The organism is Mesorhizobium sp., assembly GCF_024509055.1.
Taxonomy (GTDB): domain Bacteria; phylum Pseudomonadota; class Alphaproteobacteria; order Rhizobiales; family Rhizobiaceae; genus Mesorhizobium.
Genome location: NZ_JANINM010000367.1, coordinates 755 through 26,623, shown reverse-complemented (window position 1 = coordinate 26,623; position 25,869 = coordinate 755). Strand labels below are relative to the sequence as shown.

Genomic DNA, 25,869 nt, shown 5'->3' with positions numbered 1-25,869 from the left:
GCGCACTTCCTTCAGGTCGATGCCGATCGCCGTCATGATGTCGGCGAGGTGGCCGATATTCTTGTCCTTGGTGCGGCCGGAGAGGATTTCGTCGCCGATGACGAGCATGGCGGCGGTGACGATTTCAGGCATGGCTGGCTCCGCGACGAGGTCGCCTGAGATAACGCGACCTGCAACCGGCCGCAATGCGAAAGCCGGATGCTCTTGCGGACGCTGGCGGATAAGGTGCGCGCAGGCGCGGCTGGAGTGGGAAGATGCTGACTGCGGTTCTGTCCTGGGTGCTCGCCGGTTTGCTTGTCGCGGTGGCGCTCGTCGTTCTCGTCCTGATGATCTTGACGCAGTGGATCGCCGCCAAGGCCGAAAGGCTTGTGCCGGCTCGCGGAAAATTCATCGAGGTCGATGGCAACCGCATCCATTATGTCGAGGAGGGCGAGGGCAGGCCGATCGTCTTCGTGCATGGCCTCGGCGCGCAACTCCATCATTTCCGCCACACGCTGTTCGGACGTTTCGGAACCGGTTATCGGCTTATCGCTCTCGACCGGCCGGGTTCCGGATATTCGGTCAGGCGAAGCGATGCGAGTGGGCGGCTGCCCGAGCAGGCCCAGGTGGTCCAGCGTTTCATCGAGGCGCTTGGGCTGGAACGACCTCTGGTCGTCGGCCATTCGCTCGGCGGCGCTGTCGCGCTCGCCCTGGCTGTGCTCCATCCGGAGACGATTTCGGGCATCGCCTTGCTCTCGCCCTTGACGCATCTGGAAGAAGAGGCGCGTCGTAAACTCGACCTGCTCTATGTTCCTTCTCGAACGCTGCGTCGCATCATGGCCTATACGATGGCGATACCGGCCAGCCTGAAATATGCGGAGCCGACGATGAGGTTCATCTTCGCGCCTCAAGCTGCTCCCAAGGATTACATGATTGCCGGCGGTGGATGGCTTGGGCTGCGGCCCGCTCACTATTACGCGACTTCGACCGATGTCGTGGCGGTGGAACGGGATTTAGGCCGCATCGAAGAGCGCTACCGCGAGATTTCCATGCCGGCCGGCATCCTGTTCGGAACAGCCGATCGCGTGATCGGCATCGGCGTCCATGGCGAGCCGATGCTGGACAAGCTCAAGGGGATCGACTTTGAACGGGTCGAAGGACTTGGGCACATGCCGCAGTTCGCGGAACCGGAGCGGGTCGTGGCCTTCATAGAGCGCATCGCAGCGCGGGCCTTCGTCAGCGTGATCTGAACCTTGGCGACTATATCGCCGATCGACCAGCCACAATGCCTGGCGGCTCACAGGCGCGTCACACAAACGTGTCGGGCATCCCGGCGCATCGTGATTGCCGGGCCGGAACCTTCGCCTCCGCCCCAGGGTTTCAAGCGCGTGGCTGGCAGCGCTTCGGCGATCAACTGAATGGAGATATCCGATGCTTACGAAAGTTCTTGCAGCCTCGGTGCTGGTGCTGGGCATGGCAACCTCGGCAATGGCACAGTCATCCGATGCATGGTGGTGGTGGCACCGTGATCGCCCCGTCTTCAGCGAAGGAGTGCCGGTCGACACCTACAGAACCGGCAGCATCTATTCCAGCAGGGACGCGTCCGGCCTTGCCACCATGGGCAACCCCGGTCCTGTCGGTCCTTGCGCATCAGACACGGCTGGGCCCGATGCGAACTCCGGACAGAACGTCAACGACAATTATTGCGGCAAGTAATCCACGCCCGTCAGCGGCCGGCGTGAAGGCTCGGGCACCGCCGGTCGTGGCGCGGGACGAAGACTAGTCCGACACTTCGGTTTGCGGCCTGTCGCGGCCGTCAGCCAGTTCGTCGTGCCACACCCCTTCGGAGTCCTCGTACTGGATACCATCCGTGGCGCCGGCTACCTGTTGCTCGGCCGAAGCGATCTCGGCGGCGCGCAACGCGTCCTGGTGGGTGGGGAAGGTTTCGGAAAAAGTCGAGCCGACCTTGTAGGCCCAGCCGCCATCATGCTCGACGATCTTGTAAGTCAGCTTCGCCATAAAAATCCTCCGGTCGAGAAGCCTGCTCAATGCAGCTTTTCGTCAGGCAGCCTGTCTTCGGGGACCAGAACTTCCGATTCCCGGGCTGCCTCGATCAAAGCGCGGCGTGCGTCCGCCGTCGAACGATACCCTTCCAGCGCCTTGAGGCAAGTGTCGAGCGCATCACGATGCCTTTGCCCGCGATTGAGGGGCCAAACGGTCATGAGGCACTCGGCGGCTTCGCGGGTGCTGCGGATCTGTCGATATTTGCCGACATGGCCGAGTTCGACCACCACCGGCGTTTCAAATGGCTTGTTGTCTGTCATGGCCGCAAACGTAAAACGGCCGATTTGGTTGCAAAGGTGGCGAGACCCCTGCGCCCAAAGGTCTCATCACCCAGCGTAACTTGGAAGCTCAGCCGGCCGACTTCATCCAGTGCTGCATCGTCGTGACCGAGCGCGCCAGCTGGGGCGCCGGGCGGATCTGCTCGCCGAAGGTCGCGGCGGCGCGCCAACCCCAGCGCGGATCGGCGAGGAAGGCACGCGCCAGCGCCACCATGTCGGCGCGGCCGTCGGCGACGATCGCTTCGGCCTGTTTCGGGTCGTCGATCAGGCCCACGGCGCGGGTCGGGATGCCGGCGCCGGTGCGCACTGCTTCGGCCAGATGCACCTGATAGCCCGGGCCGGCCGGCAGCTGCTGCAGCGGCGAGTTGCCGCCGCTGGAGCAACAGAGATAGGCAACGCCTTCGGCCTTGAGGGCTTTTGCCACCTCGATGGCGTCCTCGACCTCGAAGCCGCCATCGACCCATTCCTTTACCGACAGGCGGGCGCCGAGCATCAGGTTCGGGACGGCCTTGCGCACGGCCTTCGCGATCTCGACGGCGAAGCGCATGCGGTTTTCCAGCGAGCCTCCCCAGCGATCTGTCCGCTGGTTGGAGAGGGGCGACAGGAACTGGAAGATCAGATAGCCATGCGCGGCGTGCAGTTCGATGAAGTCGAAGCCGGCGCGCTCAGCCCGTTTCGCCGCGTCGGCGAAGTGCTCGATGACCTTCAGGACTTCCTCTTCCTCAAGCGCGTGCGGCACCTGCCAGCCGGCGTCGTAAGCGACAGCCGAGGCGGAAACGATCGGCCAGGGATCCTGGTCGGGCTTGAGCGGTCCGCCGCCTTCCCATGGTCGCTGGCACGAGGCCTTGCGGCCGGCATGCGCGAGCTGGGTGCCGAATCTGGTGCCGGGCGCGGCGACACGCCGCGCGGCGTCGAGCGTGCGTTTCGCCGCCGCCTCGTTGTCGTCGGAGTAGAGGCCGAGGCAGCCATGCGAGATGCGGCCGCGCCGCTCGACATCGGTCATTTCCACGGTGACCATGCCGGCACCGGACATGGCAAGGTTCATCCAATGATGGAGATGCCAGTCGCTGGCGGAACCGTCCTCGGCCGAATACTGGCACATCGGCGCCACGGCGATGCGGTTGGGGAAGGTGAGACCGCCAAGGGTGATCGGCTGGAAGAGCGGTGAGGTCATGGGAAAACTCCGGGAGGGGTCACGCCTATCTAGGCAATGGCCGCCACCGGGGCCAGACACGAGCCGGTGAGACTTGCTGGACCAGCGGCTTTCCCGGATTGCGCGAAGGCGGGTTCGCCGCTACCCCTTGCCGCCGACAGATGGAGTTTCATCATGGAAGACCGCATTCGCATCCGTTCGGAGGAGATACTGTCCGACGACTGGGCCGTGCTGAAGAAGACAGTGCTTGACTATCGGCGCCGCGACGGACGTTGGGAGACGCAGACGCGCCAGACTTATGACCGCGGCGACGGTGCGGCGATCCTGCCTTTCGACCCTGAGCGCTCGACGGTGCTGCTGGTGCGGCAGTTCCGCTACCCGGCCTTTGTCACGGGTCACCGTGAACCTCTGATCGAGGCCTGCGCCGGATTGCTCGATGAAAACGATCCCGAAACAGCCATCCGCAAGGAGGCGGAAGAGGAGCTCGGCTACCGACTGAAGGACGTGCACAAGCTGTTCGCGCCGTTCATGAGCCCGGGCAGCGTGACGGAACGCCTGTGGTTCTTCACCGCGCGCTACTCACCGGCCGACCGCATCTCCGACGGCGGCGGGTCGCCGGAGGAGGGCGAGGACATCGAAGTTCTGGAAATGACGCTCGACGAGGCGCTGGCCGGCATCGCCGACGGCCGCATCGTTGACGCCAAGACGATCATCCTGATCCAACATCTGAAGCTCAATCCGATGAAGGCTTGAGGCGGTCATAGATCGCGAACTAGGCAGCCTTCGTCTAGCGAGCTCTAGCTGGCCACTCTCCGAACCTCGATGAACAAAGGTGGTGCGGACGACGGGAATCGAACCCGTACGATCAGAGATCGAGGGATTTTAAGTCCCTTGCGTCTACCAATTCCGCCACGTCCGCAGGCGAGCCCTTTTCAAACGTCGGGCCAGGGTCGTCAAGTCATGATCTGCAGCCTGCGGACGTTGGTTGAACGGAGTTCCAGCGCCTACCCTCCCGTGTTCAGATTCGCTGCGGCAATCTCGATCGATCTATGATCCATTCCGTCATCCGCATGATCTGCGGATCGGTCGCGCGACTGTCGGCGCAGACGCAGAAGTAGCTCCGCGAAGCCTCGATGGCTGTCTCGAACGGCCTGACCAGCCGGCCCGAACGAAGATACTCGGAAGCGAGGAAATCGCTGACCAGGGCAAGTCCGCGCCCCTCCAGAGCCGCAGTTATCGCCATCATCAGCGTACCGAAATGCGCATTCCGCAAGGCGACCTGTGATACGCTAGCCGCCGTCAGCCATCGCAGCCATTCGCTGCCGTCGTCTTCATGCAGCAGCCAGTGTTCCGTCACGTCGCGCGGCGACTTCAGCGATGGCGAGGCATTCAACAGCCTCGGGCTGCATACCGGCCTCAGCACCACGTTTGCCATCAGGCTCCATGAGAAGCCTTTCCAGGGCGGCGATCCGTAGACAATTGCAATATCGGTCGAGCGCCAGTCAATCTGGCTGAAATCAACCGCCGGGATCATTCGAAAGGACGTCAAGCCCGCGACCTCGGCAAAGTCGAACATCTGGGTCGTGAACCATGACACCGCCAGAGCCGGCGGCACAGCAATCGTAACGGATCGAGGCCCTGTCGATGGTACGGGTCCGGCAATCTTATCGACGCATGTGTCGATTTCGGAAAAAGCTATCGCCGCGGAGTTCTGCAATGCCTTTCCAGCTTCCGTCAGGCGCAGGCGCCGCCCGTCCCTGACGAACAGTGCGACCCCGAGCGTGTCCTGAAGATTGCGGACCTGCTGGCTTACGGCGCCCGGCGTGATGTTCAGCTCGATCGCTGCCGCGCGCACGGAGCCGACCCGGGCAACCGCCTCGAAGACGCGGAGATAGGCCAGACCGTGCGGGTGCTTCATTTTATTGTTTAGCTGCGCTAATTTGAATTCGTATAAATCATTTGGTTTGTTAAAACAATTGGTCTGTCCTAGCTTCGGCGCCGAGCAACAAGCGGAGGCGCGCCAATGACGGGAACCAAGTGGATCAGGTCGCGGCCTTTCGACTATCCGTATGATGGAAATCTCGATCCCAAGGTGACCGCGCTTCTGGTCATCGACCTGCAGGTCGACTTCCTGTCTTCCGACGGATATTTCGCCAGGAAGGGTTATGATCCGACGCCGCTGCGGGCGATCTTGCCGACCGTCAATGCCCTGATCGATGCCGCTCGCACGGCGGGCCGCCTGATCCTGCACACCAGGCAAGGCTATCGCGCGGACATGGCCGATATGACTCCTTATGAGCGCTGGCGTCGTAAGCGGGCAGGGCTCGAGGGAACCCAGGTGCTTTTACGGTCATCGCCGGGTTTCGAGATCGTGCCGGAAATCGCGATCGAGCCCAACGATGTGATCGTCGACAAGACCGCCAATGGCGCATTCACCCACACTGACCTCGATCACGTCTTGAGGGCTCGGGGAATTACCCATCTGCTTTTCAGCGGCTGCACGACGGACGTATGCGTCAGCACCACGATGCGCGAGGCGGCGGACAGGAACTACCAGTGCCTGCTGATCGAGGATGCCTGCGCCAGCGGCGACCAATACGCTCATGACGCCGCCGTTCACATGGTCACCGTCGAGGACGGGATCTATGGCGTGGTCTCCTCGGCGGCGGACGTGATCGCGGGTCTGCGCGCGCTGGGCACGTCCTCGCCCAACAACTGATCGAAACCAACTGGACTGGTGCAATGCCTTATTTCATCTCCCTGATGCGTCTCACGCAGCGGGGGCTCGACGAGATTGCCAACTCTCCGGAGCGCGCGCGGGTCAGCCGTGAACGCGTCGAAAATCTCGGCGGCCGCAGCGTCGCGCTCTATTCCACGATGGGCGCCTACGATTTCGTGCAGGTTTTCGAGATGCCGAGCGAAGCGGCGATGATGCAGTACCTGCTCGTCGCCCGTCAGGACGGCCATGTCGATCCGGTCGTGCTGCGCGCATTCGATGCGCCGGAATGGGGGGCGATTGTCGAGGCATCAATAAAAAGCCGAACCGCAACTGGGGAACTGTCATGAAACGAACGATGCTACGTGCCTGCCATATCGCTTCGCTGTTGGGTGCAACGCTCGTCAGCCAGACCGCTCTCGCGGGGGCGGATACGCCTTCATTCATACGCGATGGACACCTTACCGTGTGCACCACGGCTGGGTTCCCCCCATTCACCTACATGGACAAGCCAACCGACACGCGACCGGTTGGCGTCGACATCGACGTTGCCGATGCGCTTGCCAAACTCTGGGGTGCGGACGTCACATTCACGGTTTTGGGGTTTGACGGGCTTCTGCCATCGCTGCAGGCAAGCCGCTGTTCGCTGGTCATCAGCGGCATCTATCTGAACGACAAGCGCCGTCAGTCCTATGATGGGGTGCCCTATCTGAAGTCGTCGACCGTCATCGTCACCGCCGCGACGAATGATGCGATCAAGACCCCGGACGACTTGGCCGGCAAGTCGCTGGCGCTCGAGGCCGGCACATCCTATGCCGACGCACCCGATGAGATGAACAAGAAGTTCAAGGCGGACGGCAAGGCGCCCGTCACTTTCCAGACCTATGAATCGCAGGTCGCCGCGACCCAGCAGGTTATGATCGGACGAGCCGATGCAACGCTGACCGAAGCTGCTGAAGCCGGTGTTCGCGCCAGGCAGACGGGCGACAAGATCAAGGTCGTCTACACCTATCCCTCAGAATTCCAGTTCGGCATCTACATCCAGAAATCGCCGCGAGACCTGGCGCGGCTGCGATCGGCGCTGAAGACGCTGAAGCAGCAGGGAACGTTTGGCGAGATCGCGAAGAAGTACAACTTCCCGGAGTCCGGCTTCGACGTTGATTTCGGCTCGTAGGCAAGAAGCGCGGGGCCGACGTGCTTTTTGATCCGAGCATTTTTGTTGAAGCTCTCGTCAGCCCCGCCTTGATCCAGGGCGCCCTAACCACGATCGGCCTGTCGATCTGTGTGCAAGTCACGGCCTTCGCGCTGTGTTTGCCGGTGGCGATCGGCTTGAGTTCCAAGCGGACTTCGGTCCGTTGGGCGCTGCTGGCCTATGTCTGGCTGTTTAGAAGCGCGCCGATGATCCTGGTGCTGTTGTTCATCTGGAACGGCCTGCCGCAGTTGTTTCCAGTGTTCCGCTCGTCGTGGTTCACGCCGTTTCTGGCCGCCTATATCGGCATGACCCTGGTCGGCGTGGCCTATAACGCGGAGATCATGCGCGCCGCGCTTGGGTCTTTGGGGGCAGGTCAGAGGGAGGCGGCGGCGGCGCTGGGGCTTACAAGATTCCAGGCTTTTCGCCTGGTCGTCCTGCCTCAGGCAATGCGCATAGCCTTGCCGTCCCTGATGAACGAATTCATATCGCTGCTGAAATCGACGTCGCTGGCATACACGATCTCGCTGCGGGAATTGATGACAACCACCTCTCTCTCCATATCGGCGAGCTTCCGGTTCACTGAATGGTATGCCTGCGCGCTCCTCTATTATCTCGTCATGGTGTCGATCCTGACGCTCGTACAGGGCTGGTTCGAGAGGCGAATGTCTGCCCCATATTCTCGGAAAGACAACATTAGGGATTCCAGCCCCGTACCGGTCGGTGTGGCGTCGCATTGAGCGGAAGCGACCAGAGCTTGTAGCTCGGACCAATGCCGACGGATGTCTTTGGCCCGAAAGCTGCCAGCCAGAAACTGACGGGTTTCAATCTGACCGGGTGAGGGCGCGGTTTTGAATATTAGCTGTGCTTAAAATTATATGTTGTCCGAACCGACCTCGTTAGCATTTCCCTGCCAGAATCCGAGATGCATCGATGGCGGATTGCGTGTGATCATGCGTGGGGCAGGCTGGATCAGAGGGCTGCGGGAGGCCGAGGCTGAAGGGCTGCGGCACGAGATCAGCCAACTCGAGTTCGATCTGATCGAGGCCGCCAACTCGAAGGGCAAGGGCAAGTTCCAGGACATCGCGCATAGCCTACGCAGGCAGAAGGCGCGCCTTGAGCGGTTGGAGGAATGCCTGGCGGCAATGCCGGCCGGAAGGGCCTTTCAGTCAGCTCAGAGCCAGTTCGAAGGCGCGGGCCTCACGAGAACGGACGTGCCAGTCGTCTCTCGGCGCCGGGGATTCGGTGGGTAGTGGCGCGATCACGGAATTACGGATTTCGAGCAGAACGCTAGGTTCTCCTTGCGGCGGGCGAGACCAGCCGCGGCCGGCGTCTTTCAGGCCCCTACCCATTCCCCCGCCCCCTGCGGGCGCCGGCCAAATTCCTCCCGCTACACGGCTACTCAGAACTTGTAGCTGAAGTTCACGCCAACCGTGTTGAGCTTCACGTCCTGGTCGCGGTCGGAACCGTCCGGCGCGTCGAAATGCTCCTTGCCGAAATCGTAGTAGCGGTATTGCGCGCCGACCACGACTTTGTCGGTCAGCGCATAATTGACGCCGGCGCCGATGGTCCAGCCGGTGCCCGTTCGTGTCCTGGCGAACCCGGTGGCGCCCGCTTGTGAGGTTTCAAGGCCGGCAAAGGCGACGCCGCCGATGCCGTAGATCAGCCAGCGGTCCGCTGCAACGCCGGCCTCGGCATTGACCGATCCGAACCACTTCACGTTGCTGCCGACCGAATTTCCGCCTGTGAGCGGGGCGGAGCCGTCGACCGATGCATAGTTGAGCTCGGCCTGCGCGCCGACGACCGCCTGGTTGAATTGCCACAGGCCGGCAACATGGCCGCCGACAAAACCGCCGTCGACATCGGGTGAGGCGCTGAAAGGCGTGCCGAGCGTTCCCGAAATATCTGAGCGGCCCCAGCCGTAACCGGCCTGGAGGCCGGCATAATAGCCTGTCCAGTCGAAGCCTGGCGCTGTCATCGGCACGGCGCCCATGTCCGCGGCCCAGGCCGACCCGGGCAGCAGGAACAGGAAGCCAGCATTGGCGAGCATCAAGCGGCGCATCGAGCTCTCCGAAATGGCAGTTTCGAAAGACTCTTCTGCCGCAGCCTAACCCTATTCCGGGCGAAACGGAATTGCGTCCGTGCAACAGTGGTTTACGTCCGGGGAACGCCTAAGCGACTTTGCGGCGTCAGCATTGGCCTTTGCCTGGAATAGTCAACAAGGCCGGCTTTTGCGCCTGAAGCCGGGGAACGGCTCTGGTTCCGCGCGCCGACTTTTGCCAAAGTGGCCTCAGCAGAGGACTCGGACAATGACGAAAGCCAAATCAGCAAGCGCCGCAAAACCAAAGCCTTGGACCGAGGTTGCGACGCATCTCGTCGATGTCGCCATGGGGCGCAAGCCCGCCGATCTCGTCATCCGCAACGGTCGTTGGGTCAACGTCCATTCGGGCGAGATCATCCCCGGCACCGACATCGCGGTCGCGGCAGGCCGCTTTGCCTATTGCGGGCCAAACGCAAGCCACGCGATCGGGCAGGGGACCAAGGTTGTCGATGCCGGCGGCCGCTACCTGGTGCCGGGCCTTTGCGATGCGCACATGCATGTCGAGAGCGGCATGGTGACGGTTACGGAGTTTTGCCGCGCCGTCATCCCGCACGGCACCACGTCGATGTTCATCGACCCACATGAGATCGCCAATGTTCTGGGGCTGCCTGGCGTTCGCCTGATGCATGACGAGGCCATCGCCATGCCGATCAACGTGCATGTGCAGATGCCGTCCTGCGTGCCGTCGGCGCCTGGGCTGGAACATGCGGGTGCGGAACTCACGGTCGCGGATGTCGCCGAGGCGATGACCTGGGAGAACATCATCGGCCTCGGCGAGGTGATGAATTTCCCGGGCGTCGTCGCCAACAATCCGGTCATGTCGGGCGAGATCGCCGAGACGGTCAAGGCTGGCAAGACGGTCGGCGGGCACTATGCTTCGCGCGATCTCGGACTGCCGTTCCACGGCTATGTCGCCGGCGGTGCGGAGGACGACCATGAAGGCACCCGCGCCGAGGATGCGATCGCGCGCGTGCGCCAGGGCATGAAGTCAATGCTGCGGCTGGGTTCGGCCTGGTACGACGTCGCGGCGCAGATCAAGGCGGTGACCGAAGAGGGTATCGACCCGCGCAACTTCATCCTGTGCACCGACGACAGCCATTCCGGCACGCTGGTGCATGAGGGCCATATGGACCGCGTGGTGCGGCACGCGATCAGCCAGGGACTGAAGCCGGTGACGGCGATCCAGATGGCGACACTCAACACCGCGCAGCATTTCAGGTTGGAACGCGAGATCGGCTCGATCACGCCGGGGCGCCTCGCCGATCTGCTGATCGTCTCGAATCTGGCGGAGATGGCCATCGACGAGGTCTATGGGCGCGGCGTCAGGCTGGCCAAGGCCGGCAAGCTCGAAATCGACATCCCGGCCTATGATTATCCGAAGACAGCGAAGAATACGGTCAAGCTCGGCAAGAAGCTCAAGGCTGCGGATTTCGACATCGCGGCGCCTCAGGGCGCGAACGAGGTACGGGCGCGCGTGATCGGCGTGATCGAGAACCAGGCGCCGACGCGGGCGCTGGAGGCCGACCTGCCGGTGGAGAACGGGCTCGTCGCCATGGATCGCCGCAACGACGTCTGCCAGATCGCGCTCGTCGAGCGCCACAGGGGAACAGGCGGCGTCACCAACGCCTTCGTCTCCGGCTTCGGCTATATGGAGGACTGCGCCATGGCCTCCAGCGTCGCGCATGATGCCCACCACATCATCGTCGTCGGCACCAACAAGGAGGACATGGCGCTTGCGGTCAACCGGCTCGGCGAAGTGGGCGGAGGCGTCGTGCTTTACTCAAAGGGCAAGGAACTGGCGCTGGTCGAGATGCCGATCGCCGGGCTGATGTCGGACGAGCGCGCCGAGATCGTCGCGGCCAAGGCCGAGCAGTTGACCGAAGCCATGCGCAAGGTCGGCTGCTCGCTCCACAATGCCTATATGCAGCACTCGCTGCTGGCGCTGGTCGTCATTCCGGAACTCAGGATTTCCGACGTCGGCCTTGTCGACGTGACGACGTTCCAGAAGGTCGATCTCTTCGTTTGAGCGGGCGACCTCGGAGGATCAACCGCCGCCAGTGGCGATTGTCAAAACCTTGAAGGGGGTCGTGATGACGACCTCCGCCACCGAGCCGACGGCTTGGCCCAGGCCTTGGCCAATATTGTTGAGCTGCGTGGCGTTGGGCTCGTCGGACGCAAGCCCGGCCGGCGTGCGCAGGTGCTCGCCCAGCAATTGCACCAGTATCGGATTGTCGGCGAATTTGGCGTGATTCAGGCTGTCGCCGCCCTTTGTGTTGGTGAGATCGACTACCGTCACGCCGTAGTTGGCGAGATCGGCCGCGTTGCCGTAGTCGCCGACGCGCGGCTTGTCGCCGGAAATGAAGCTGGACAATTTCAGCGCCCGATCGTCACCCGAGAGCAGGATGGCGAAGGGCTTGGTGGGCTTGCCGTAGCGGATCATCTGCTTCTTGAACACATCGACATCGATGTCCGGCGAAGCGAGGATCACGTAGCCGAGCTTGCCGCCAAGATCGCGGTCGCCAGTGATGGCGAGTTGGCGCAGCGCCTCCATCGTCAGCCATGTCCCCATCGAATGGGCGATGATGTCGATGCTCTTTACCTTGGTCTTGGCGAGCATCCTCAGCGTCGCCTCGAGGTCGTCGCGCGCGGCTGTCGAGCTGTCCTTGTCGTAGATATAGCCGGTCGTCCTGGCGCTCGACGCCCAGGAGAACAGCACCGGCGTGCCCGGGTAGTTCGTGTCATGCGCGATCTGCGTCAACCGAAAGACGCCGTCGTCGAAGCCGTTGTTGAAGCCGTGCACGAACACCAAAGCGCGGTCGCCGCGCATGGCGATATCGGCGCCGACCGCCTTGGCGAACTGCTGCGCGTCCGCGTAGTGGACAACGTCGGTCGCGGTGAACTGCTTGGCCGGATTGCTGTCGGCGGACCCCTTGGCGCGCTCGATCGCGCCCACTTTGTGCACCTTAGGGACCGTGACGTCGACGCGGGCATAGCTGGTGGTCAGCGAGCGGTCGCCGTCGAAGACCTGGCGCGGGTCCTTCGTCGCCTGCTGGCGCGTGGTGGCCACGAAGATCTCATGCTTTGCCGCGATGGCGGAGGCGGGCACCGTTGCCGTTGTCCGATTGAGCAGGTCATGTGTGGGGCCGGCACAGCCGGCAAGGGCGAGCGCGAAGACAAGAACTGGGACGATCTTCGATCGCACGGTCACCCGGAATCCCCCAAGGGCGGCAAACCTTCCTAGATAATCCGATAAGGCCACGGGCTTGCCCGGTCCAGTTCAAAGTCGATGAGCGGCAAATTGCAAGCCCATCCGTGGCAATACGGTTACTGGCCTGCCAGTTGGCGGATGCGGTCCGTCACGTCACGATCGCTGGCAAAGCCGTCGTCCTCACGCAGCCGCTGGCCGATCGTCTGCACCATCATCGGGTTGTCGGCGAATTTGGTGTGGTTGAAGCTGTCGTTGCCCTTGAGCTTGGAAAGATCGACGACCGTCACGCCATATGAGGCGAGGTCGGCGGCGTCCCTGTAGTCGCCGACGCGCGGCCGCGAGCCGGCGATCAAGCCGGAGAGCCTCAACGCGCGGTCGTCGTCCGACAACAGAAGAATGAAGGGCTTGTCGGGCTTGCCGTAGCGGCGCATCTGGCTCTTGAAGACATCGACGTCGATGTCGGGGGAGGCCAGCACCACGTCGCCCAGCTTGCCGCCGAGATCGCGGTCGCCGGTGATCGCGAGCTGGCGCAGCGTTTCCATAGTCACCCAGGTTCCCATCGAATGCGCGACGATATCGATGCGCCGCGCGCCGGTCTGCGCCAGCATCCTGAGCGTCACTTCCAGCTGGTCGCGGGCGGCGGCGGCACTTTCCTTGTCGTAGACATAGTCGGTGGTCCGGGCGCCGGAGGCCCAGGAGAACAACACCGGCGTGCCGGGGTAGCCGGAATCGTGGACGATCTGCGTCAGACGATAGACGGCGTCGTCGAAGCCGGTGTTGTAGCCGTGGACGAAGACCATGACGCGGCCGCCGCGCGCGGCGATATCGGCATTGAGCGCGCTGGCGAATTTCGGCTGCGTCTCGTAGCCGACGACTTCCGAGGCCATGAAATATTTGGTCGGGTCATCCGACTTGCCGCGCGAGCGCCGCTCGATCTGGCCGGTCTGGTGGACTGGCGGAACGGTGACGTTGACGCGGGCGTAGTTGAGCGTCGCCGAGCGCTCGCCGTCGAAAACCTTGTTGGGGTCGCTGGACGCCTTGCGGGTGGTGGCGATGAAGATTGAGTGGTTGCCGGCGATCTCGGTCGCGTTCGTCGGCACGACGACGCTGCCCAGGATTTCCTGCGTCTGGTGCCCCGCGCAGCCTACCATCAGCAGGGCCAGGGCAATGATCGAAAACGTCTTCAAATGCACGTCGAAATTCCACTCCGGCCATCACTGGCCATCCACCTCCGCGAACCCTCCCGGACAGGCGAAGTGCGGCGGAAGTAAGTCCTGGTGGTTGAAATCTGGTCAACGCCAGGCCACGGGCCATGGCAGTGTTGCGGGAAAGCCAAAATGACGGCAGGAAGGTTGCTGGCATGCGGCAGCTTACCGCGAACCAAGCAGGCACGCGCAATTCCATGCCGTCGAAAGCCAAGCGAGGACCTTGCAAGTGAACAGTTTCTCTTCCCGTGTCGCCACCGCCGCCGAGGCGATCCGCGAAATCTTTCCGGAAACGCCGCTGCAGGAGAATGACTATCTGTCGAAAAAGACCGGCGCCCGCGTGCTTCTGAAGCGCGAGGACCTGACGCCGGTGCGCTCCTACAAGATCAGAGGCGCCTTCAACTTCTTCCGCAAGGCGCTCGCGGCAGGGAACGATGCGGAGCTGTTCGTCTGCGCCTCCGCCGGCAACCATGCGCAGGGTTTCGCTTTCGTCTGCCGCCATTTTGGCAAAAAGGGCGTCGTCTTCATGCCAGTGACGACGCCGCAGCAGAAGATCGACAAGACGCGGCTGTTCGGTGGCGATTTCGTCGAGATCCGGCTGGTCGGCGACTTCTTCGACGAATGCTATCGCGCGGCCTTCGAATTCACCGAGAGCGCCGGCGCGCATATGGTGCCGCCATTCGATCACAAGGACATCATCGAGGGCCAGGCGACGGTCGCCTACGAGATTGCCGCCCAGATGCCCGGCGGGCGCATGCCCGACATCGTCATGCTGCCGGTCGGCGGCGGCGGTCTGGCCGCCGGCGTGACCCACTATTTCGCCGACCAGCACCGGAACACGCGCTTTGTTTTCTGCGAGCCGGCCGGGGCGCCGAGCCTCAGCGAGAGCCTTGCCAGCGGCAAACGGGTCAAGCTCGCCAAGGTGGACAATTTCGTCGACGGCGCGGCAGTGGCCGAAATCGGCCGCGAGCCGCTGCGCCATCTCAAGGAGTTCACCGCCGACGCGGTGCGGCTAGTGCCCGAAAACCGGCTGTGCGCGACGATGATCGAAATGCTCAATGTTGAGGGCGTGGTGCTGGAACCAGCCGGAGCGCTGGCGATCGACGTGCTCAAGGATTTCTCGCGCAAGGACATCAGGGGCAAGACGATAGTGGCTGTCGTCTCCGGCGGCAATTTCGACTTCGAGCGCTTGCCGGACGTGAAGGAGCGGGCACTGCGCTTCGAGGGCCTGAAGAAATACTTCATCATCCGCTTTCCGCAGCGGCCCGGCGCGCTGCGCGACTTTCTCGAGATGCTCGGTCCCGACGACGACATCGCCCGCTTCGAATATCTGAAGAAGTCGGCGCGCAATTTCGGTTCCGTGCTGATCGGCATCGAGACCAAGGACAGGCGCAATTTCGACCTGCTCAAGGCCAATTTCGACGCTGAGGGCGTGCAGTATCAGGATATCACCGACAACGAGACGCTGGCGGGGTTCATCATATGAGCGGACAAGGAACGGTCTTCGTCGCGCTGTTTTCCGGCATCAATGTCGGCGGCAACCGCATCGTCAAAATGGCGGAGCTCAAGTCGTTCTTCGAAGACCTCGGTTTTGCTGGCGTGGCAACGTACGTGCAGAGCGGAAATGTCGTGTTTCGCGCAAAGAAGGGCGACACGATCGCGCTGGCCAAGCAACTGGAAGCGGCCTTTGAGAAGAAATGGGGGTTCAATTCGCGCATCATGGTGCGCGACGCCCGCTGGTTCGAGCGGCTCGTGGAAGAGAATCCCTATCCGGAGGTCGCTGGCGACCCGACCAAGCTGCATGCCTATGTCCTGGAGCGCGAGCCGACCGCCGAGGAGGCCAAGCGGCTTGCGGAAAAATGCACCGGGCCGGAGCGTTTCGAGATCAAGGGCGACGTGCTTTACCTGCATGCGCCGGACGGGCTCGGCAAATCCGTCTTCGCCAACCTCATCGGGCGCACGCTGAAGGTCCCGGGCACGGCGCGAAACTGGCGCAGCGTGCTAGCCCTGCTCGACATGGCGGGCAAGGCTGGGACCTGAACCTTTCGTTCCACGCAATTCCGGGCGGAAGACCGCGAGGCACTTTCCTGGATTTGCTCGTCAGGCGGCCTTCTGCCAGTCGAAGGTCAGCTCCTCGCGGAAGGCGAAGCGCTTGATATGGTCGGCAACGACGGTTTCCAGCCGTTCGAGGGTGGTGGCGTCATCGGCGGCGACCGCAATGTGGAGAGCCTTGTCGTCGGCATCCATGACAGTGCGACCGAGCGAGAGCTGGATGGCGCCGTGATGCGGGTCGAATTCGACCGGAAACTTGTGTGCCCAATGCTTGCAGAGCTGCTGCAGATAGCGGCTGGCATGTTCGGTGGCGACGTCGGCGCGGCTGGTCGGCATGAAGTTCTCCTGGCGTTTCAAGGGCTAAGCCAGCCCGGACGGGCTGGCGCCTCAAGCGGATAGATAAGGACCCTCGGGCGAAACGCCATAGACCTGATGCCGGCTGATCCTCGCCAGGTCCGGCGCGTTACCAGCTTCCCGTGTTCGGCATCGAGGCCCACGGTTCGGCCTTGGCTTTCGCTGGCCCCTTCTGCAACAGTTCGATCGAGATGCCGTCCGGCGAGCGGATGAAGGCCATGTTGCCGTCACGCGGCGGCCGGTTGATGGTGACGCCATTGTCCATCAGCTTCTGGCAGGTGGCGTAGATGTCGTCGACTTCGTAGGCGAGGTGGCCAAAATTGCGGCCGCCCTTGTACTCTTCCGGATCCCAGTTGTACGTCAGCTCGACCAGCGGCGCTTTCTCGTCGATGCCGCTGCGCTCGTCCTCGGACGCGGCGAGGAAGATCAGCGTGAAGCGACCCTGCTCGTTCTCGTAGCGGCGCACCTCCTTCAGACCGAGCTTGTTGCAGTAGAAATCGAGCGATTGATCGACGTCGGCGACGCGGACCATTGTGTGGAGATAGCGCATGTCGGGTTCCTCGGAGCGTTGCGTTGCGGCGCAACATAGGAGCCACCCAGCCAAAGGGCAATCGTCAGACATATCGGTGGAGCGGCCGATTTCAACCTGCTCATCCCCTGGTCCAACAACGCCGGCAAACAACAATCGCGGCTTTCTAGTGTTCAACGGTGAAAAAAGGCACGTCAGGCCTTGCACACACCGGAAGTCGCAGTGTTAAGCTGATGGCAAGAATCAGTAACGGCTTCGGTTGAAAAAGGGGGCATTCTTATGGGGGAAAAAGCCTCTTTTACGAGGCGGGACGGAAGCCTTGACGACGCCTTGAAACGAGACGGCGGCGGCGAGTCCACGGAGCTTGCCGAGATCGCCGGCGCAATCAAATGGTTCGACGTGGCCAAGGGCTACGGCTTCATTCTTCCTGACGATGGCGTCTCGGGCGACATTCTCCTCCATGTGACATGTCTTCGGAAAGACGGGTTCCAGACCGCGCTCGAAGGCGCGCGTGTGGTCTGTCTCGTGAAGCAGGGCGATCGTGGCCTTCAGGCCTTCCGCGTCCTCTCCATGGATGCCTCGACGGCGATCCATCCAGCCGAGCAGGAGCAGCGCACCCACGTAACGGTGACGGCGGAAAGCGGACTGGAGCGGGCGCTGGTGAAGTGGTTCAACCGCACCAAGGGTTTTGGCTTCCTGACCCGGGGTGACGGGACCGAGGACATCTTCGTCCACATGGAGACGCTGCGCCGTTACGGCATTACCGAGCTCCGGCCGGGCCAGGTCGTGCTGGTGCGCTTCGGGCGCGGCGACAAAGGCCTTATGGCTGCCGAAATCCACCCCGATATGGGCACCTTGTCGGTCTCGCACTAGTTCCTCGCGGTACTAGCCCTTCTTCCGTGAGACCATCCTGGTTATGAAACCGGTTCCACTTGTCCGGAGCATCGTCTAGGACAGAGATCGGACGAGGTGTTGGAAATGGCTCACCGCAACTGGCTGACCGCGGGCGTGTTTTGCGCCGCATTTGCCTTCATGGCTTACTTCTACGGTCTGACGCCCAGCTCAGCGGACGGCAAGCCGATGGTTCTGGCTGTTGATCCCACTCCCTTGGTGGCGGTGACGGGATCCGGCAAGCAATCCTTCTCGATCGAAATCGCCGACACATCCCCGGAACGCGAGGCCGGGCTTATGTTTCGCAAGGAGATGGCCGACGATCACGGTATGTTGTTCGTGTTCGAAAAGCCCAGCGCGGTCAATTTCTGGATGAAGAACACGCCGATGGCGCTGGACCTGGTGTTCATCGGCCAGGACGGCAGGATCAAGGCGATCAAGCGCGGCGAGCCGGAATCAGAGGCGATCATCTCTCCCGGGCAGCCTGTCAGCTTCGTGCTCGAACTGAAGGCCGGCACGGCAGGGAAGGACGGCCTCAAGGACGGCGACCTCCTGCGCCACCCGGCGATCGCCAAGGCGTCCGGTTCCAACTGACGACGATGCAGTTCTTCAGGCACGACGGTTTCGAGCTCGCCTATCTCGATCGCGAGCCGGCCTCGGGTACGGGCGATCCGGTGCTGATGATCCACGGCTTTGCTTCCAGCCACTACGTCAACTGGGTATCGCCGGGCTGGTTCAAGACACTGAACGACGCCGGCTACCGTGCAATCGCCTTCGACAATCGCGGCCATGGCTCGTCGTCGAAGAGCTACGATGAGGCCGACTACACGCCGACCAAGATGGCTTCGGACGCCGCCGCTCTGCTCGATCATCTCGGTATCGAACGCGCACATGTGATGGGCTATTCGATGGGCGCCCGGGTCGCGGCGTTCATGGCCCTTTCCGATCCGGACAAGGTGGCGACGCTGGTCTTCGGCGGTCTCGGCATCGGCATGGTCGACGGCGTCGGCGACTGGGATCCGATCGCGGCGGCATTGCTGGCGGACGACCCCGCAGCGACTACACACCCACGCGGCCGCTCCTTCCGCGCTTTCGCCGACCAGACGCGCAGCGACCGCCGCGCGCTCGCCGCCTGCATCGCCACGTCGCGCGAGCTGCTCAGCGAGGATGACATGGCGCGCATCGCCCAGCCGACCCTGATCGCGGTGGGAACGACCGACGATATCGGTGGCTCGCCGGACGAACTGGCCGCCCTGATGCCCAACGCAAAGGCCTTCCACATCGAGGGTCGCGACCACATGCTGGCCGTCGGCGACAAGAGCTTCAAACAGCGCGTGCTGGAGTTCTATGCTGAGAACCCGCTCTGAGCGTGGTCGATCTTCTCGTAACCTACATGGAGATGCTCGCGCCGCCGCCCGGTGACCCGTGTGAGCCGCCGCTGCCAGGCGCTTTCGTGGCGCGCGAGACGTTCGACCTTTTGCGCTATCTTGAGCTATAGCGCGTCGTCGGAGGCCCAGTTCAGTGGGATCAACGCTTGCGCATGCCCGAGGCTGATCTCGAAACGCTGCTCGCCAGCCCCTCGACACATATCGGTGTGCTGCGTGTCGATGGCGAAACCGCCGGTTTCTGCGAGTTCAACGGCGTCGGCCAGCCAGAAGTCGAACTGGTTCATTTCGGGCTGGTTAGGGCATTCCAGGGACGACGGCTTGGACCGTTCCTGCTCGACCGGGCGCTGCGCGCGGCTTGGTCGTATCAGCCGGAAAGGCTTTGGCTGCATACCGATACGCATGATCATCCGGCCGCTCAGTCGGTTTACCGACGCGCGGGGTTCAAGGCCTATGCGCAGCGGACGGAGACCTTTCCGGATTAGGTTCAAAAATCAGGACGGAATACCGCTGCGTATGTTGCTGTAATTGCCCTAGCCGCGCGATCTCCTGTCGGCGAGCGACCTCGCCATCACGCATAGCAGCTCGAACATCATCGTCGCGCCTGCCAGCGCCGTCATCCCGCCAACGTCGAAAGGAGGCGCTACCTCGACGACGTCCGCGCCGGCGACGTTCAAGCCGTCGAGCAGGCGCACCATCTCCTGCGCCTCGCGTGTGGTGAAGCCGCCCAGTTCCGGCGTGCCGGTTCCCGGGGCCATCGACGGATCGATGCAATCGATGTCGAAGGTCACATAGGTGGGGCTGTCGCCGACACGCGCGCGCGCCTCCTGCATGACGGCTGCCGCGCCGCGCCGGACGAACTCTTCCATATAGATGATGCGGATGCCCTGGGCGGTTGCCCAGTCGTGCTCGCCGGGTTCATAGATGGAACCGCGAATCCCGATCTGGACGACCCGCTTCGGGTCGAGCAGGCCTTCCTCGATGGCGCGGCGGAACGGTGTTCCGTGCGTATAGGGGTTGTCGCCGAAGTAGCGGTCGTTGGTGTCGGAATGCGCGTCAAAGTGGATCATGCCGACCGGCGCCTTGCGGGCTATGGCGCGCAGCACCGGCAGCGTCGTCAGGTGATCGCCGCCGGCGGCCAGCGGGACAGCGCCTTCGGCAACGATCGCGGCAATGCCGTCCTCGATGCGCTGCAGCCCGTCGAGCAGGTTGATCGGATTGACGGAGACGTCGCCGACATCGGCAACATTGGCAATGCTGAAGGGTTCAGTTCCCGACACGTGGTGAACGCGGCGCATCAGGCTCGACTGGTTCCTGATTTCGCGCGGGCCATGGCGGGCGCCGGCGCGGTTGGTCGTGCCGCCATCCCACGGAATGCCGACAAGCGCGATATCGAGCCCCTTCACGCTCTGCACGGCCGGCAGCCGCATGAAGGTGGAAAGCCCGGCAAAGCGCGGAACCTCGGACGCGTCGACAGGTTGGAAGAAGCTGTTTTCCATGGTGTTGGTCATCTCAGAAAGAATTCACGTTTGACGATTTCGGCGATCCGCGTTTCGCGGTCATTCAGCAGCCAGTGCCCCTTTTCGGCGGGGCGGGCGAGGGTAGCGGCCGCGAGATTTGAAATCCAGAGCATCGGCCTGGGCCTGAACCGGGCTCAGGCTTGGTCCTGCAGGTTCTGCAGCGATCGGTTGAGGTTCCCCCTGGCTCGCGCTTCGAACCTTTCGCGGAACGCTTCGGTATGGAAAACATGCGGGCGGGCGAGGAAGTTCTTCAGAACGGCCGATCGGCCCGTGCGCCACGTCGGCTCCTCGACCCAGCCATATTCGCGCCGGACCGCTTTCTCGTATGCGTCGAAAGCGCCCGGTTCGGCGCCGAGGATCGCGAGGTCCATGTCGAGGAGAAAGGCTGCGTCATTGGCGGCCTTCTCGTCTTCGAACGGCGGCAACCGGTGCGTGGCCGTGGCGTTGATGATGGCCGTGATCCAAGCAAGACGGTCGGGGCTGGCACGACCGCCGAGCTTGCTTTCGGCGAGCTCGGCACTTTTCGCCTCATTGTCTTTGGCGCGGCTGTCATACACGGCATCGTGGAACCAGATCGCCGCGTCGACGGCATCCGGGTCGTGAAGCCGGCCCCTGTATTCTGCCGCCAGCGCCAGCATGGCCTTTATGTGGGCGAGACCGTGATAGTGCCGGTCCCCGGCCTGATAGAGCGCTGAAAGCTCGCTTTTCAGCGCTTCGTCGATCAAGGGTTCGTTTTCCATCGCAGCTTGAATTCCCGTCAACCAAGTCCATTTGACAAAGCACTAAGGAAAATTGAGTTCAACCGTGCTATGATCTGGCCTATATGTGCCGCCGGAAACGAGCAGGCCGGAGACCGACGATGAACAGCGTTACGATTGCCCGCCCCAGCGTAGTGCAGCCGGTCGACCCGATCTGGCGCGCAATCCGCGATGAGGCGATGGAAGCGGTGAACCGCGATCCGCTGCTTGCCGCGTTCCTCTATTCGACCATCCTCAATCAGGAAAGCCTGGAAGATGCGGTCATCCATCGGCTGGCCGAGCGCCTTGCGCATCAGGACATCGGCGCCGACCTCATCCGGCAGACGTTCAAGGCGATGCTGGCCGACGATACCGAGTGGAGCACCACCGTTCGCGTCGACATCCAGGCCTATTACGACCGCGACCCGGCCTGCGACCGTTTCATCATGCCGGTGCTGTATTTCAAGGGGTTCCACGCCATCCAGACCCATCGGTTGGCGCATTGGCTGTGGAACCAGGGCCGCAGGGACTTCGCGCTCTACCTGCAGAGCCGGTCGTCATCTGTATTCCAGACCGATATCAACCCGGCTGCCCGGATCGGCAAAGGCATCTTCCTCGACCACGCCACCGGACTGGTCGTCGGCCAGACCGCCGTCATCGAGGACGACGTCTCGATCCTGCACGGGGTGACGCTGGGCGGCACCGGCAAGGCCAGCGGCGACCGTCACCCGAAGATCCGCCGCGGCGTGCTGATCGGCGCCGGCGCCAAGATCCTGGGCAATATCGAGATTGGCCATTGCTCCAAGATCGCCGCCGGCTCGGTCGTGCTGTCGCCCGTTCCGCACAACAAGACAGTCGCCGGGGTGCCGGCGCGTGTTGTCGGCGAAACCGGCTGCGACCAGCCCTCGCGGCAGATGGACCAGCTGCTTCCATCGCAGACGATGGACCACGTGGTCAGCTTCGATATCTGACGGCAGCCCCTAATCGCGGCGCATCCGGACGCCGGTTTCAGGCGTCCTTTGTCCCGCGTTATCCTGCCGGCTTGCCTTTACATCGCCATTGTCGGCGTGTCAGAAGCGCGTTCCAACGAGCAAGACCGACATTCGGAGAAGACTTTTGAAGCCGGACGAAATCAGAAAGCTGGACGCCTATTTCAAGCGCGTCTTCCAGAATCCCAAGCTGCAGGTGAAGGCGCGCCCGCGCAAGGAAGACTCGGCCGAGGTCTATGTCGGCGACGAATTCCTCGGCATCGTCTTCAAGGACGAGGACGACGGCGACTATAATTTTTCGATGGCGATCCTCGACGTCGACCTGGCTTGAGCTGAAAAGCTCCGTACCGGGCGCGTGTGGTCGCCGCCCGGGCGAGGGTCCCGCAAATCAGTCCTGGCCCAAATCAGTCCGGGCCCAAATCAGTCCGGGCAATGCCGCGGGATGTGCACCCGCCGCCAGGTGGTCGAACCTTCCCGAACCACCACCCGGCGCGCCACCGTCTGATAAGAGGGCGGGATATCCGTGATGAACCGCTGTTCCGGCCGCACCAGGACTTCGCGGGCGACGTTTTCATATTCCGCGGCAAGAACGACGCGCCGGACGCGCTCCGGCTCGACGATCACGGTCTGGGCCACCTGCGCATAGCGGGCCTTGCGCCAGACCTTGCACAGAACCTTGCGGCCGTGGATGACGCGCCACTCCCAGGCATAGCCGCCGTCATCGACCTTGACCGTGTGGTAGATGGTGCGCGTGACAGCCGGAACGACCTGATAGGTGACGCGGGGCGGCGCAATCTGCTCCAGGCTCTGGCTCGTGCCGTAAATCGGCGGATCGTAATCGACCAACTGCCCGCCGGGACTCACCATCACATCCCGATAGACCGTGTCGTAAAGCGCTGGTCTGCGCAGCGGCTCATAGCATTCCAGCGCCCGGCTGCCGGCCGCGGCCTCGGACGCGCCGGCGAGCGTTGCGAGCGCGGCCAGGGATGCGGATGCTTTGCGGATCATGACATTCCCCCGTTGAAAAAGGACGCCGGTTCAACGCAGGAATGTAGCGGAAGGTCCGTCGCTCAACAGGGATTTCAAGGCGTGTCGTTAAGCGGCGCGGTTAAGGAAGTGCTACCGTGACAGGGCGGTCGGCGGGCCGACATCCCGGTCCGGGGCGACTCCAGGCTCAAATTGCCGGATTTCCGTGGCCCGTGGCGCTTGATTCGACTTAACCAGATGGCTAGGAGAGGCGACCTTGCGCTAGGGTGAGCCGGCATCCTATCTACGTCCTACCAATCCAGAACCGATTCTGCCCGATTGCTCACGATTTCACGGCGCCGGAATCCCATCCAACAAGGGTAATCCATGAAGAACCCCGTCGAAACCTACATGAACCTCGTTCCGATGGTGGTCGAGCAGACCAATCGCGGCGAGCGCGCCTACGACATCTTCTCGCGCCTGTTGAAGGAACGCATCATCTTCATCACCGGCCCGGTCGAGGACGGCATGGCGACGCTGGTTTGCGCGCAGCTTTTGTTCCTCGAGGCAGAGAATCCCAAGAAGGAAATCAACCTCTATATCAATTCGCCGGGCGGCGTCGTCACTTCGGGCATGGCGATCTACGACACCATGCAGTTCATCAAGCCCGCCGTGTCGACGCTCTGCATCGGCCAAGCCGCCTCGATGGGTTCGCTGCTCCTGACGGCAGGCCACAAGGACATGCGTTTCGCCACGCCCAACGCGCGCATCATGGTCCATCAGCCGTCCGGCGGCTTCCAGGGCCAGGCGTCGGACATCGAGCGTCATGCCCAGGACATCATCAAGCTGAAACGCCGCCTCAACGAGGTCTACGTCAAGCACACCGGCAAGAGCTACGACGAGATCGAGCGGACGCTCGACCGCGACCATTTCATGACCGCCGACGAGGCCAAGGATTTCGGCCTGATCGACAAGGTCATCACGACGCGCGAGTCGACCGAAGCCGTCCCTGCATAGGTTGCGACTGGCAGCTGAATGGCGGCATCACGCGCTTTTGGCGCGGCTTGCGGCATTTCGGCCACAATTGCCTGTTCCCTCAGCCCTCGGGATTGCCTACGTTAAGGCTATGTTGATTTTCGACGGCTTAGCTTTGTGTGGGGTTGCTTCGAATCGTTGCCGCGTTTTCTGATTTGTGTTTCGTACGGAATGCGCTGTGTGAGCCAGGACACTGGCGGTGGCGGATTCCCGCGATAGATTGGTGATACGTCACTCAGAGCGAGCGATCGGCGGGTGTCGGTGAAAGGACAGGAAAATGAGCAAGGTCAGCAACGGCGGCGGTGATTCAAAGAACACGCTTTACTGCTCGTTTTGCGGCAAGAGCCAGCACGAAGTTCGCAAGCTGATCGCCGGCCGACCCCGCAGGAAATCCTCAAGGTCCTCGACGACTATGTCATCGGCCAGCCCTATGCCAAGCGCGTGCTGTCGGTGGCGGTCCACAACCACTACAAGCGCCTCGCGCATGCCGGCAAGAGCAACGACGTCGAGCTGGCGAAGTCGAACATCCTTCTGATCGGCCCGACCGGCTGCGGCAAGACGCTCCTGGCGCAGACGCTCGCCCGCATCATATATCGACGAAATCGACAAGATCTCGCGCAAGTCGGACAATCCGTCGATCACCCGCGACGTGTCGGGCGAGGGCGTGCAGCAGGCGCTCTTGAAGATCATGGAAGGCACGGTCGCCTCGGTGCCGCCGCAGGGCGGCCGCAAGCATCCGCAGCAGGAATTCCTGCAGGTCGACACGGCCAACATCCTGTTCATCTGCGGCGGCGCTTTCGCCGGCCTCGACAAGATCATCTCGGACCGCGGCCGCAAGACCTCGATCGGCTTCGGCGCGACCGTGGCTTCACCGGAGGACCGCCGTACCGGCGACCTGTTCCGCCAGGTCGAGCCGGAGGATCTGTTGAAATTCGGCCTCATCCCGGAATTCGTCGGCCGTCTGCCGGTCCTGGCGACGCTGGAAGACCTCGACGAACCGGCGCTGATCCAGATCCTGACCGAGCCGAAGAACGCGCTGGTCAAGCAGTATCAGCGGTTGTTCGAGATGGAGAATGTGGATCTCACCTTCCACGAGAACGCGCTGTCGGCGATTGCCAAGCGCGCCATCGAGCGCAAGACCGGCGCGCGCGGCCTGCGCTCCATCATGGAAGCGATCCTGCTCGACACGATGTTCGAGCTTCCGGCGCTGGAAGGCGTGCGCGAAGTGGTGATTTCGGAAGAGGTGGTGTCGGGCAATGCCCGGCCGCTCTACATCTACTCCGAGCAGAAGGAAAAGAAGGGCAACGTCAGCGCCTGAAATGGCATCTGGACCTTGCAATTTTCATGGAACGGCGCCCGCGTGGCGCCGTTTTGCTGTGTGGGCGTGCCGCCCGGTGATGGAATGGATGTCCGAGCCGTGTTAACCCTTGATCTTTGCCCCGGCTGCATCCACCTAACAGCAGAAGGCCGAGGCGCCGAATTCTGTGCTGTAAAACTCCCGTCACAAACGGTGGTAGG

General features: G+C 62.7%; 31 protein-coding genes, 1 tRNA gene and 2 pseudogenes. 19 read left to right on the top strand and 15 right to left on the bottom strand.

Annotated features, from left to right (window positions below; genetic code table 11):
- Positions 1-132, bottom strand: a pseudogene (locus Q0L57_RS16345) (competence/damage-inducible protein A); the annotation flags it as partial.
- Between the two features lie 122 nt (positions 133-254).
- Between Q0L57_RS16345 and Q0L57_RS16340 the strand changes: the two are divergent.
- Together Q0L57_RS16340 and Q0L57_RS16335 are read left to right on the top strand one after the other, a co-directional pair.
- Positions 255-1,229, top strand: a complete 975-nt coding sequence (locus Q0L57_RS16340; RefSeq protein ID WP_296744186.1) for an alpha/beta hydrolase — start codon at positions 255-257, stop codon at positions 1,227-1,229.
- A 181-nt stretch (positions 1,230-1,410) separates the two neighbouring features.
- Positions 1,411-1,695 (top strand): hypothetical protein, encoded by a 285-nt coding sequence (locus tag Q0L57_RS16335; RefSeq protein ID WP_296744185.1) that lies wholly within the window; start codon positions 1,411-1,413, stop codon positions 1,693-1,695.
- Between the two features lie 63 nt (positions 1,696-1,758).
- Here Q0L57_RS16335 and Q0L57_RS16330 read toward each other — a convergent pair whose 3' ends face one another.
- The 3 genes from Q0L57_RS16330 to Q0L57_RS16320 all read right to left on the bottom strand — a co-directional run bounded on the left by Q0L57_RS16330 (position 1,759) and on the right by Q0L57_RS16320 (position 3,495).
- Complete coding sequence (locus tag Q0L57_RS16330; protein ID WP_125002720.1) at positions 1,759-1,998, bottom strand: DUF2188 domain-containing protein; 240 nt, start codon at positions 1,996-1,998, stop codon at positions 1,759-1,761.
- Positions 1,999-2,024: 26 nt separating this feature from the next.
- Positions 2,025-2,303: a DUF982 domain-containing protein gene (locus tag Q0L57_RS16325; protein WP_366940926.1), complete on the bottom strand. Its 279-nt coding sequence runs from the start codon at positions 2,301-2,303 to the stop codon at positions 2,025-2,027.
- Positions 2,304-2,391: 88 nt separating this feature from the next.
- Complete coding sequence (locus Q0L57_RS16320; protein ID WP_296744183.1) at positions 2,392-3,495, bottom strand: NADH:flavin oxidoreductase/NADH oxidase; 1,104 nt, start codon at positions 3,493-3,495, stop codon at positions 2,392-2,394.
- Between the two features lie 153 nt (positions 3,496-3,648).
- Here Q0L57_RS16320 and Q0L57_RS16315 point away from each other — a divergent pair, with 153 nt between their 5' ends.
- Positions 3,649-4,227, top strand: coding sequence for an NUDIX domain-containing protein (locus Q0L57_RS16315; protein WP_296744182.1), 579 nt, complete (start codon positions 3,649-3,651; stop codon positions 4,225-4,227).
- 80 nt (positions 4,228-4,307) lie between these two features.
- On the opposite strand, the gene Q0L57_RS16310 is transcribed toward Q0L57_RS16315, so the two are convergent.
- Positions 4,308-4,393 (bottom strand) — tRNA-Leu (locus Q0L57_RS16310).
- Between the two features lie 99 nt (positions 4,394-4,492).
- Complete coding sequence (locus Q0L57_RS16305) at positions 4,493-5,392, bottom strand: LysR family transcriptional regulator (RefSeq protein ID WP_296744181.1); 900 nt, start codon at positions 5,390-5,392, stop codon at positions 4,493-4,495.
- 105 nt (positions 5,393-5,497) lie between these two features.
- Here Q0L57_RS16305 and Q0L57_RS16300 point away from each other — a divergent pair, with 105 nt between their 5' ends.
- The 5 genes from Q0L57_RS16300 to Q0L57_RS16280 all read left to right on the top strand — a co-directional run bounded on the left by Q0L57_RS16300 (position 5,498) and on the right by Q0L57_RS16280 (position 8,632).
- A complete protein-coding gene (locus Q0L57_RS16300; protein ID WP_296744180.1) occupies positions 5,498-6,193 on the top strand; it encodes an isochorismatase family cysteine hydrolase in 696 nt (231 codons plus the stop codon).
- A 23-nt stretch (positions 6,194-6,216) separates the two neighbouring features.
- A complete protein-coding gene (locus Q0L57_RS16295) occupies positions 6,217-6,540 on the top strand; it encodes a GYD domain-containing protein (RefSeq protein WP_296744179.1) in 324 nt (107 codons plus the stop codon).
- Complete coding sequence (locus Q0L57_RS16290; protein WP_296744178.1) at positions 6,537-7,364, top strand: transporter substrate-binding domain-containing protein; 828 nt, start codon at positions 6,537-6,539, stop codon at positions 7,362-7,364. Before Q0L57_RS16295 ends, Q0L57_RS16290 begins: the two co-directional genes overlap by 4 nt.
- 20 nt (positions 7,365-7,384) lie before the next feature.
- Entirely contained in the window at positions 7,385-8,119 is a 735-nt protein-coding gene (locus Q0L57_RS16285) for an amino acid ABC transporter permease (protein WP_296744177.1), read from the top strand.
- A gap of 213 nt (positions 8,120-8,332) precedes the next feature.
- Positions 8,333-8,632, top strand: coding sequence for a hypothetical protein (locus Q0L57_RS16280; RefSeq protein WP_296744176.1), 300 nt, complete (start codon positions 8,333-8,335; stop codon positions 8,630-8,632).
- Positions 8,633-8,781: 149 nt separating this feature from the next.
- On the opposite strand, the gene Q0L57_RS16275 is transcribed toward Q0L57_RS16280, so the two are convergent.
- Positions 8,782-9,441, bottom strand: a complete 660-nt coding sequence (locus Q0L57_RS16275; protein WP_296744175.1) for an outer membrane protein — start codon at positions 9,439-9,441, stop codon at positions 8,782-8,784.
- Positions 9,442-9,688: 247 nt separating this feature from the next.
- On the opposite strand from Q0L57_RS16275, the gene ade reads away from it, so the two are divergent.
- Positions 9,689-11,506, top strand: coding sequence for an adenine deaminase (ade, locus tag Q0L57_RS16270; RefSeq protein WP_296744174.1), 1,818 nt, complete (start codon positions 9,689-9,691; stop codon positions 11,504-11,506).
- 18 nt (positions 11,507-11,524) lie between these two features.
- On the opposite strand, the gene Q0L57_RS16265 is transcribed toward ade, so the two are convergent.
- Complete coding sequence (locus tag Q0L57_RS16265) at positions 11,525-12,688, bottom strand: alpha/beta hydrolase (protein WP_296744173.1); 1,164 nt, start codon at positions 12,686-12,688, stop codon at positions 11,525-11,527.
- A 116-nt stretch (positions 12,689-12,804) separates the two neighbouring features.
- Positions 12,805-13,839, bottom strand: a complete 1,035-nt coding sequence (locus Q0L57_RS16260) for an alpha/beta hydrolase (protein ID WP_296744188.1) — start codon at positions 13,837-13,839, stop codon at positions 12,805-12,807.
- 283 nt (positions 13,840-14,122) lie between these two features.
- Between Q0L57_RS16260 and ilvA the strand changes: the two genes are divergently transcribed.
- Together ilvA and Q0L57_RS16250 are read left to right on the top strand one after the other, a co-directional pair.
- Positions 14,123-15,379, top strand: coding sequence for a threonine ammonia-lyase IlvA (gene ilvA, locus Q0L57_RS16255; protein WP_296744172.1), 1,257 nt, complete (start codon positions 14,123-14,125; stop codon positions 15,377-15,379).
- The gene (locus Q0L57_RS16250; protein ID WP_296744171.1) at positions 15,376-15,933 is read left to right on the top strand and encodes a DUF1697 domain-containing protein; all 558 of its coding nucleotides are present in this window, start codon (positions 15,376-15,378) and stop codon (positions 15,931-15,933) included. Before ilvA ends, Q0L57_RS16250 begins: the two co-directional genes overlap by 4 nt.
- A 60-nt stretch (positions 15,934-15,993) precedes the next feature.
- Here Q0L57_RS16250 and Q0L57_RS16245 read toward each other — a convergent pair whose 3' ends face one another.
- On the bottom strand, positions 15,994-16,281 hold the full coding sequence (locus tag Q0L57_RS16245; protein ID WP_296744170.1) for a DUF2218 domain-containing protein: 288 nt from the start codon (positions 16,279-16,281) through the stop codon (positions 15,994-15,996).
- 127 nt (positions 16,282-16,408) lie between these two features.
- Positions 16,409-16,849 carry a lactoylglutathione lyase gene (gene gloA, locus Q0L57_RS16240; protein ID WP_296744169.1) on the bottom strand — a complete coding sequence of 147 codons (441 nt, stop codon included), beginning with the start codon at positions 16,847-16,849 and terminating at the stop codon, positions 16,409-16,411.
- A 258-nt stretch (positions 16,850-17,107) separates the two neighbouring features.
- On the opposite strand from gloA, the gene Q0L57_RS16235 reads away from it, so the two are divergent.
- From Q0L57_RS16235 to Q0L57_RS16220, 4 genes are all read left to right on the top strand, one after another.
- A complete protein-coding gene (locus Q0L57_RS16235) occupies positions 17,108-17,701 on the top strand; it encodes a cold-shock protein (RefSeq protein ID WP_296744168.1) in 594 nt (197 codons plus the stop codon).
- 105 nt (positions 17,702-17,806) lie between these two features.
- Positions 17,807-18,313, top strand: a complete 507-nt coding sequence (locus Q0L57_RS16230; protein WP_296744167.1) for a DUF192 domain-containing protein — start codon at positions 17,807-17,809, stop codon at positions 18,311-18,313.
- Positions 18,314-18,318: 5 nt separating this feature from the next.
- Positions 18,319-19,086 carry an alpha/beta hydrolase gene (locus tag Q0L57_RS16225; RefSeq protein WP_296744166.1) on the top strand — a complete coding sequence of 256 codons (768 nt, stop codon included), beginning with the start codon at positions 18,319-18,321 and terminating at the stop codon, positions 19,084-19,086.
- A gap of 173 nt (positions 19,087-19,259) precedes the next feature.
- Positions 19,260-19,589 carry an N-acetyltransferase gene (locus Q0L57_RS16220; RefSeq protein WP_296744165.1) on the top strand — a complete coding sequence of 110 codons (330 nt, stop codon included), beginning with the start codon at positions 19,260-19,262 and terminating at the stop codon, positions 19,587-19,589.
- 48 nt (positions 19,590-19,637) lie between these two features.
- Here the strand turns inward: Q0L57_RS16220 and speB are convergent, their stop codons facing one another.
- Genes speB through Q0L57_RS16205 form a run of 3 tightly spaced genes read right to left on the bottom strand, consistent with a single transcriptional unit; the run spans position 19,638 to position 21,364 of the window.
- The gene (gene speB / locus Q0L57_RS16215) at positions 19,638-20,603 is read right to left on the bottom strand and encodes an agmatinase (protein ID WP_296744187.1); all 966 of its coding nucleotides are present in this window, start codon (positions 20,601-20,603) and stop codon (positions 19,638-19,640) included.
- An 8-nt stretch (positions 20,604-20,611) separates the two neighbouring features.
- A complete protein-coding gene (locus Q0L57_RS16210; protein ID WP_296744164.1) occupies positions 20,612-20,737 on the bottom strand; it encodes a hypothetical protein in 126 nt (41 codons plus the stop codon).
- A 21-nt stretch (positions 20,738-20,758) separates the two neighbouring features.
- Positions 20,759-21,364 carry a hypothetical protein gene (locus Q0L57_RS16205; protein WP_296744163.1) on the bottom strand — a complete coding sequence of 202 codons (606 nt, stop codon included), beginning with the start codon at positions 21,362-21,364 and terminating at the stop codon, positions 20,759-20,761.
- Positions 21,365-21,483: 119 nt separating this feature from the next.
- Between Q0L57_RS16205 and cysE the strand changes: the two genes are divergently transcribed.
- Together cysE and Q0L57_RS16195 are read left to right on the top strand one after the other, a co-directional pair.
- Positions 21,484-22,332, top strand: a complete 849-nt coding sequence (gene cysE, locus Q0L57_RS16200; protein ID WP_296744162.1) for a serine O-acetyltransferase — start codon at positions 21,484-21,486, stop codon at positions 22,330-22,332.
- Positions 22,333-22,477: 145 nt separating this feature from the next.
- Positions 22,478-22,681 (top strand): DUF3126 family protein, encoded by a 204-nt coding sequence (locus Q0L57_RS16195; protein WP_040969488.1) that lies wholly within the window; start codon positions 22,478-22,480, stop codon positions 22,679-22,681.
- Between the two features lie 89 nt (positions 22,682-22,770).
- On the opposite strand, the gene Q0L57_RS16190 is transcribed toward Q0L57_RS16195, so the two are convergent.
- A complete protein-coding gene (locus Q0L57_RS16190; protein ID WP_296744161.1) occupies positions 22,771-23,358 on the bottom strand; it encodes a hypothetical protein in 588 nt (195 codons plus the stop codon).
- Between the two features lie 345 nt (positions 23,359-23,703).
- Between Q0L57_RS16190 and clpP the strand changes: the two genes are divergently transcribed.
- Both clpP and clpX read left to right on the top strand, forming a co-directional pair.
- The gene (clpP, locus tag Q0L57_RS16185) at positions 23,704-24,333 is read left to right on the top strand and encodes an ATP-dependent Clp endopeptidase proteolytic subunit ClpP (protein WP_296744160.1); all 630 of its coding nucleotides are present in this window, start codon (positions 23,704-23,706) and stop codon (positions 24,331-24,333) included.
- Positions 24,334-24,628: 295 nt separating this feature from the next.
- A pseudogene (gene clpX, locus Q0L57_RS16180) lies at positions 24,629-25,669 on the top strand (ATP-dependent Clp protease ATP-binding subunit ClpX).
- Positions 25,670-25,869: the final 200 nt, after the last annotated feature.

What these genes read in the sequence shown, in the direction of transcription:
- Q0L57_RS16260 (WP_296744188.1), bottom strand. Translation starts at nt 13,839, where the DNA reads ATGGTAGGCTGCGCGGGGCACCAGACGCAGGAAATCCTGGGCAGCGTC.
- Q0L57_RS16190 (WP_296744161.1), bottom strand. Translation starts at nt 23,358, where the DNA reads ATGATCCGCAAAGCATCCGCATCCCTGGCCGCGCTCGCAACGCTCGCC.
- cysE (WP_296744162.1), top strand. Translation starts at nt 21,484, where the DNA reads ATGAACAGCGTTACGATTGCCCGCCCCAGCGTAGTGCAGCCGGTCGAC.
- Q0L57_RS16315 (WP_296744182.1), top strand. Translation starts at nt 3,649, where the DNA reads ATGGAAGACCGCATTCGCATCCGTTCGGAGGAGATACTGTCCGACGAC.
- Q0L57_RS16325 (WP_366940926.1), bottom strand. Translation starts at nt 2,303, where the DNA reads ATGACAGACAACAAGCCATTTGAAACGCCGGTGGTGGTCGAACTCGGC.
- Q0L57_RS16300 (WP_296744180.1), top strand. Translation starts at nt 5,498, where the DNA reads ATGACGGGAACCAAGTGGATCAGGTCGCGGCCTTTCGACTATCCGTAT.
- Q0L57_RS16295 (WP_296744179.1), top strand. Translation starts at nt 6,217, where the DNA reads ATGCCTTATTTCATCTCCCTGATGCGTCTCACGCAGCGGGGGCTCGAC.
- gloA (WP_296744169.1), bottom strand. Translation starts at nt 16,849, where the DNA reads ATGCGCTATCTCCACACAATGGTCCGCGTCGCCGACGTCGATCAATCG.
- Q0L57_RS16305 (WP_296744181.1), bottom strand. Translation starts at nt 5,392, where the DNA reads ATGAAGCACCCGCACGGTCTGGCCTATCTCCGCGTCTTCGAGGCGGTT.
- Q0L57_RS16330 (WP_125002720.1), bottom strand. Translation starts at nt 1,998, where the DNA reads ATGGCGAAGCTGACTTACAAGATCGTCGAGCATGATGGCGGCTGGGCC.
- Q0L57_RS16225 (WP_296744166.1), top strand. Translation starts at nt 18,319, where the DNA reads ATGCAGTTCTTCAGGCACGACGGTTTCGAGCTCGCCTATCTCGATCGC.
- Q0L57_RS16220 (WP_296744165.1), top strand. Translation starts at nt 19,260, where the DNA reads ATGCCCGAGGCTGATCTCGAAACGCTGCTCGCCAGCCCCTCGACACAT.
- Q0L57_RS16340 (WP_296744186.1), top strand. Translation starts at nt 255, where the DNA reads ATGCTGACTGCGGTTCTGTCCTGGGTGCTCGCCGGTTTGCTTGTCGCG.
- Q0L57_RS16275 (WP_296744175.1), bottom strand. Translation starts at nt 9,441, where the DNA reads ATGCGCCGCTTGATGCTCGCCAATGCTGGCTTCCTGTTCCTGCTGCCC.
- Q0L57_RS16230 (WP_296744167.1), top strand. Translation starts at nt 17,807, where the DNA reads ATGGCTCACCGCAACTGGCTGACCGCGGGCGTGTTTTGCGCCGCATTT.
- Q0L57_RS16280 (WP_296744176.1), top strand. Translation starts at nt 8,333, where the DNA reads ATGCGTGGGGCAGGCTGGATCAGAGGGCTGCGGGAGGCCGAGGCTGAA.
- ade (WP_296744174.1), top strand. Translation starts at nt 9,689, where the DNA reads ATGACGAAAGCCAAATCAGCAAGCGCCGCAAAACCAAAGCCTTGGACC.
- speB (WP_296744187.1), bottom strand. Translation starts at nt 20,603, where the DNA reads ATGGAAAACAGCTTCTTCCAACCTGTCGACGCGTCCGAGGTTCCGCGC.
- Q0L57_RS16320 (WP_296744183.1), bottom strand. Translation starts at nt 3,495, where the DNA reads ATGACCTCACCGCTCTTCCAGCCGATCACCCTTGGCGGTCTCACCTTC.
- Q0L57_RS16335 (WP_296744185.1), top strand. Translation starts at nt 1,411, where the DNA reads ATGCTTACGAAAGTTCTTGCAGCCTCGGTGCTGGTGCTGGGCATGGCA.
- Q0L57_RS16235 (WP_296744168.1), top strand. Translation starts at nt 17,108, where the DNA reads ATGGGGGAAAAAGCCTCTTTTACGAGGCGGGACGGAAGCCTTGACGAC.
- Q0L57_RS16210 (WP_296744164.1), bottom strand. Translation starts at nt 20,737, where the DNA reads ATGCTCTGGATTTCAAATCTCGCGGCCGCTACCCTCGCCCGCCCCGCC.
- Q0L57_RS16250 (WP_296744171.1), top strand. Translation starts at nt 15,376, where the DNA reads ATGAGCGGACAAGGAACGGTCTTCGTCGCGCTGTTTTCCGGCATCAAT.
- Q0L57_RS16290 (WP_296744178.1), top strand. Translation starts at nt 6,537, where the DNA reads ATGAAACGAACGATGCTACGTGCCTGCCATATCGCTTCGCTGTTGGGT.
- Q0L57_RS16205 (WP_296744163.1), bottom strand. Translation starts at nt 21,364, where the DNA reads ATGGAAAACGAACCCTTGATCGACGAAGCGCTGAAAAGCGAGCTTTCA.
- Q0L57_RS16245 (WP_296744170.1), bottom strand. Translation starts at nt 16,281, where the DNA reads ATGCCGACCAGCCGCGCCGACGTCGCCACCGAACATGCCAGCCGCTAT.
- clpP (WP_296744160.1), top strand. Translation starts at nt 23,704, where the DNA reads ATGAAGAACCCCGTCGAAACCTACATGAACCTCGTTCCGATGGTGGTC.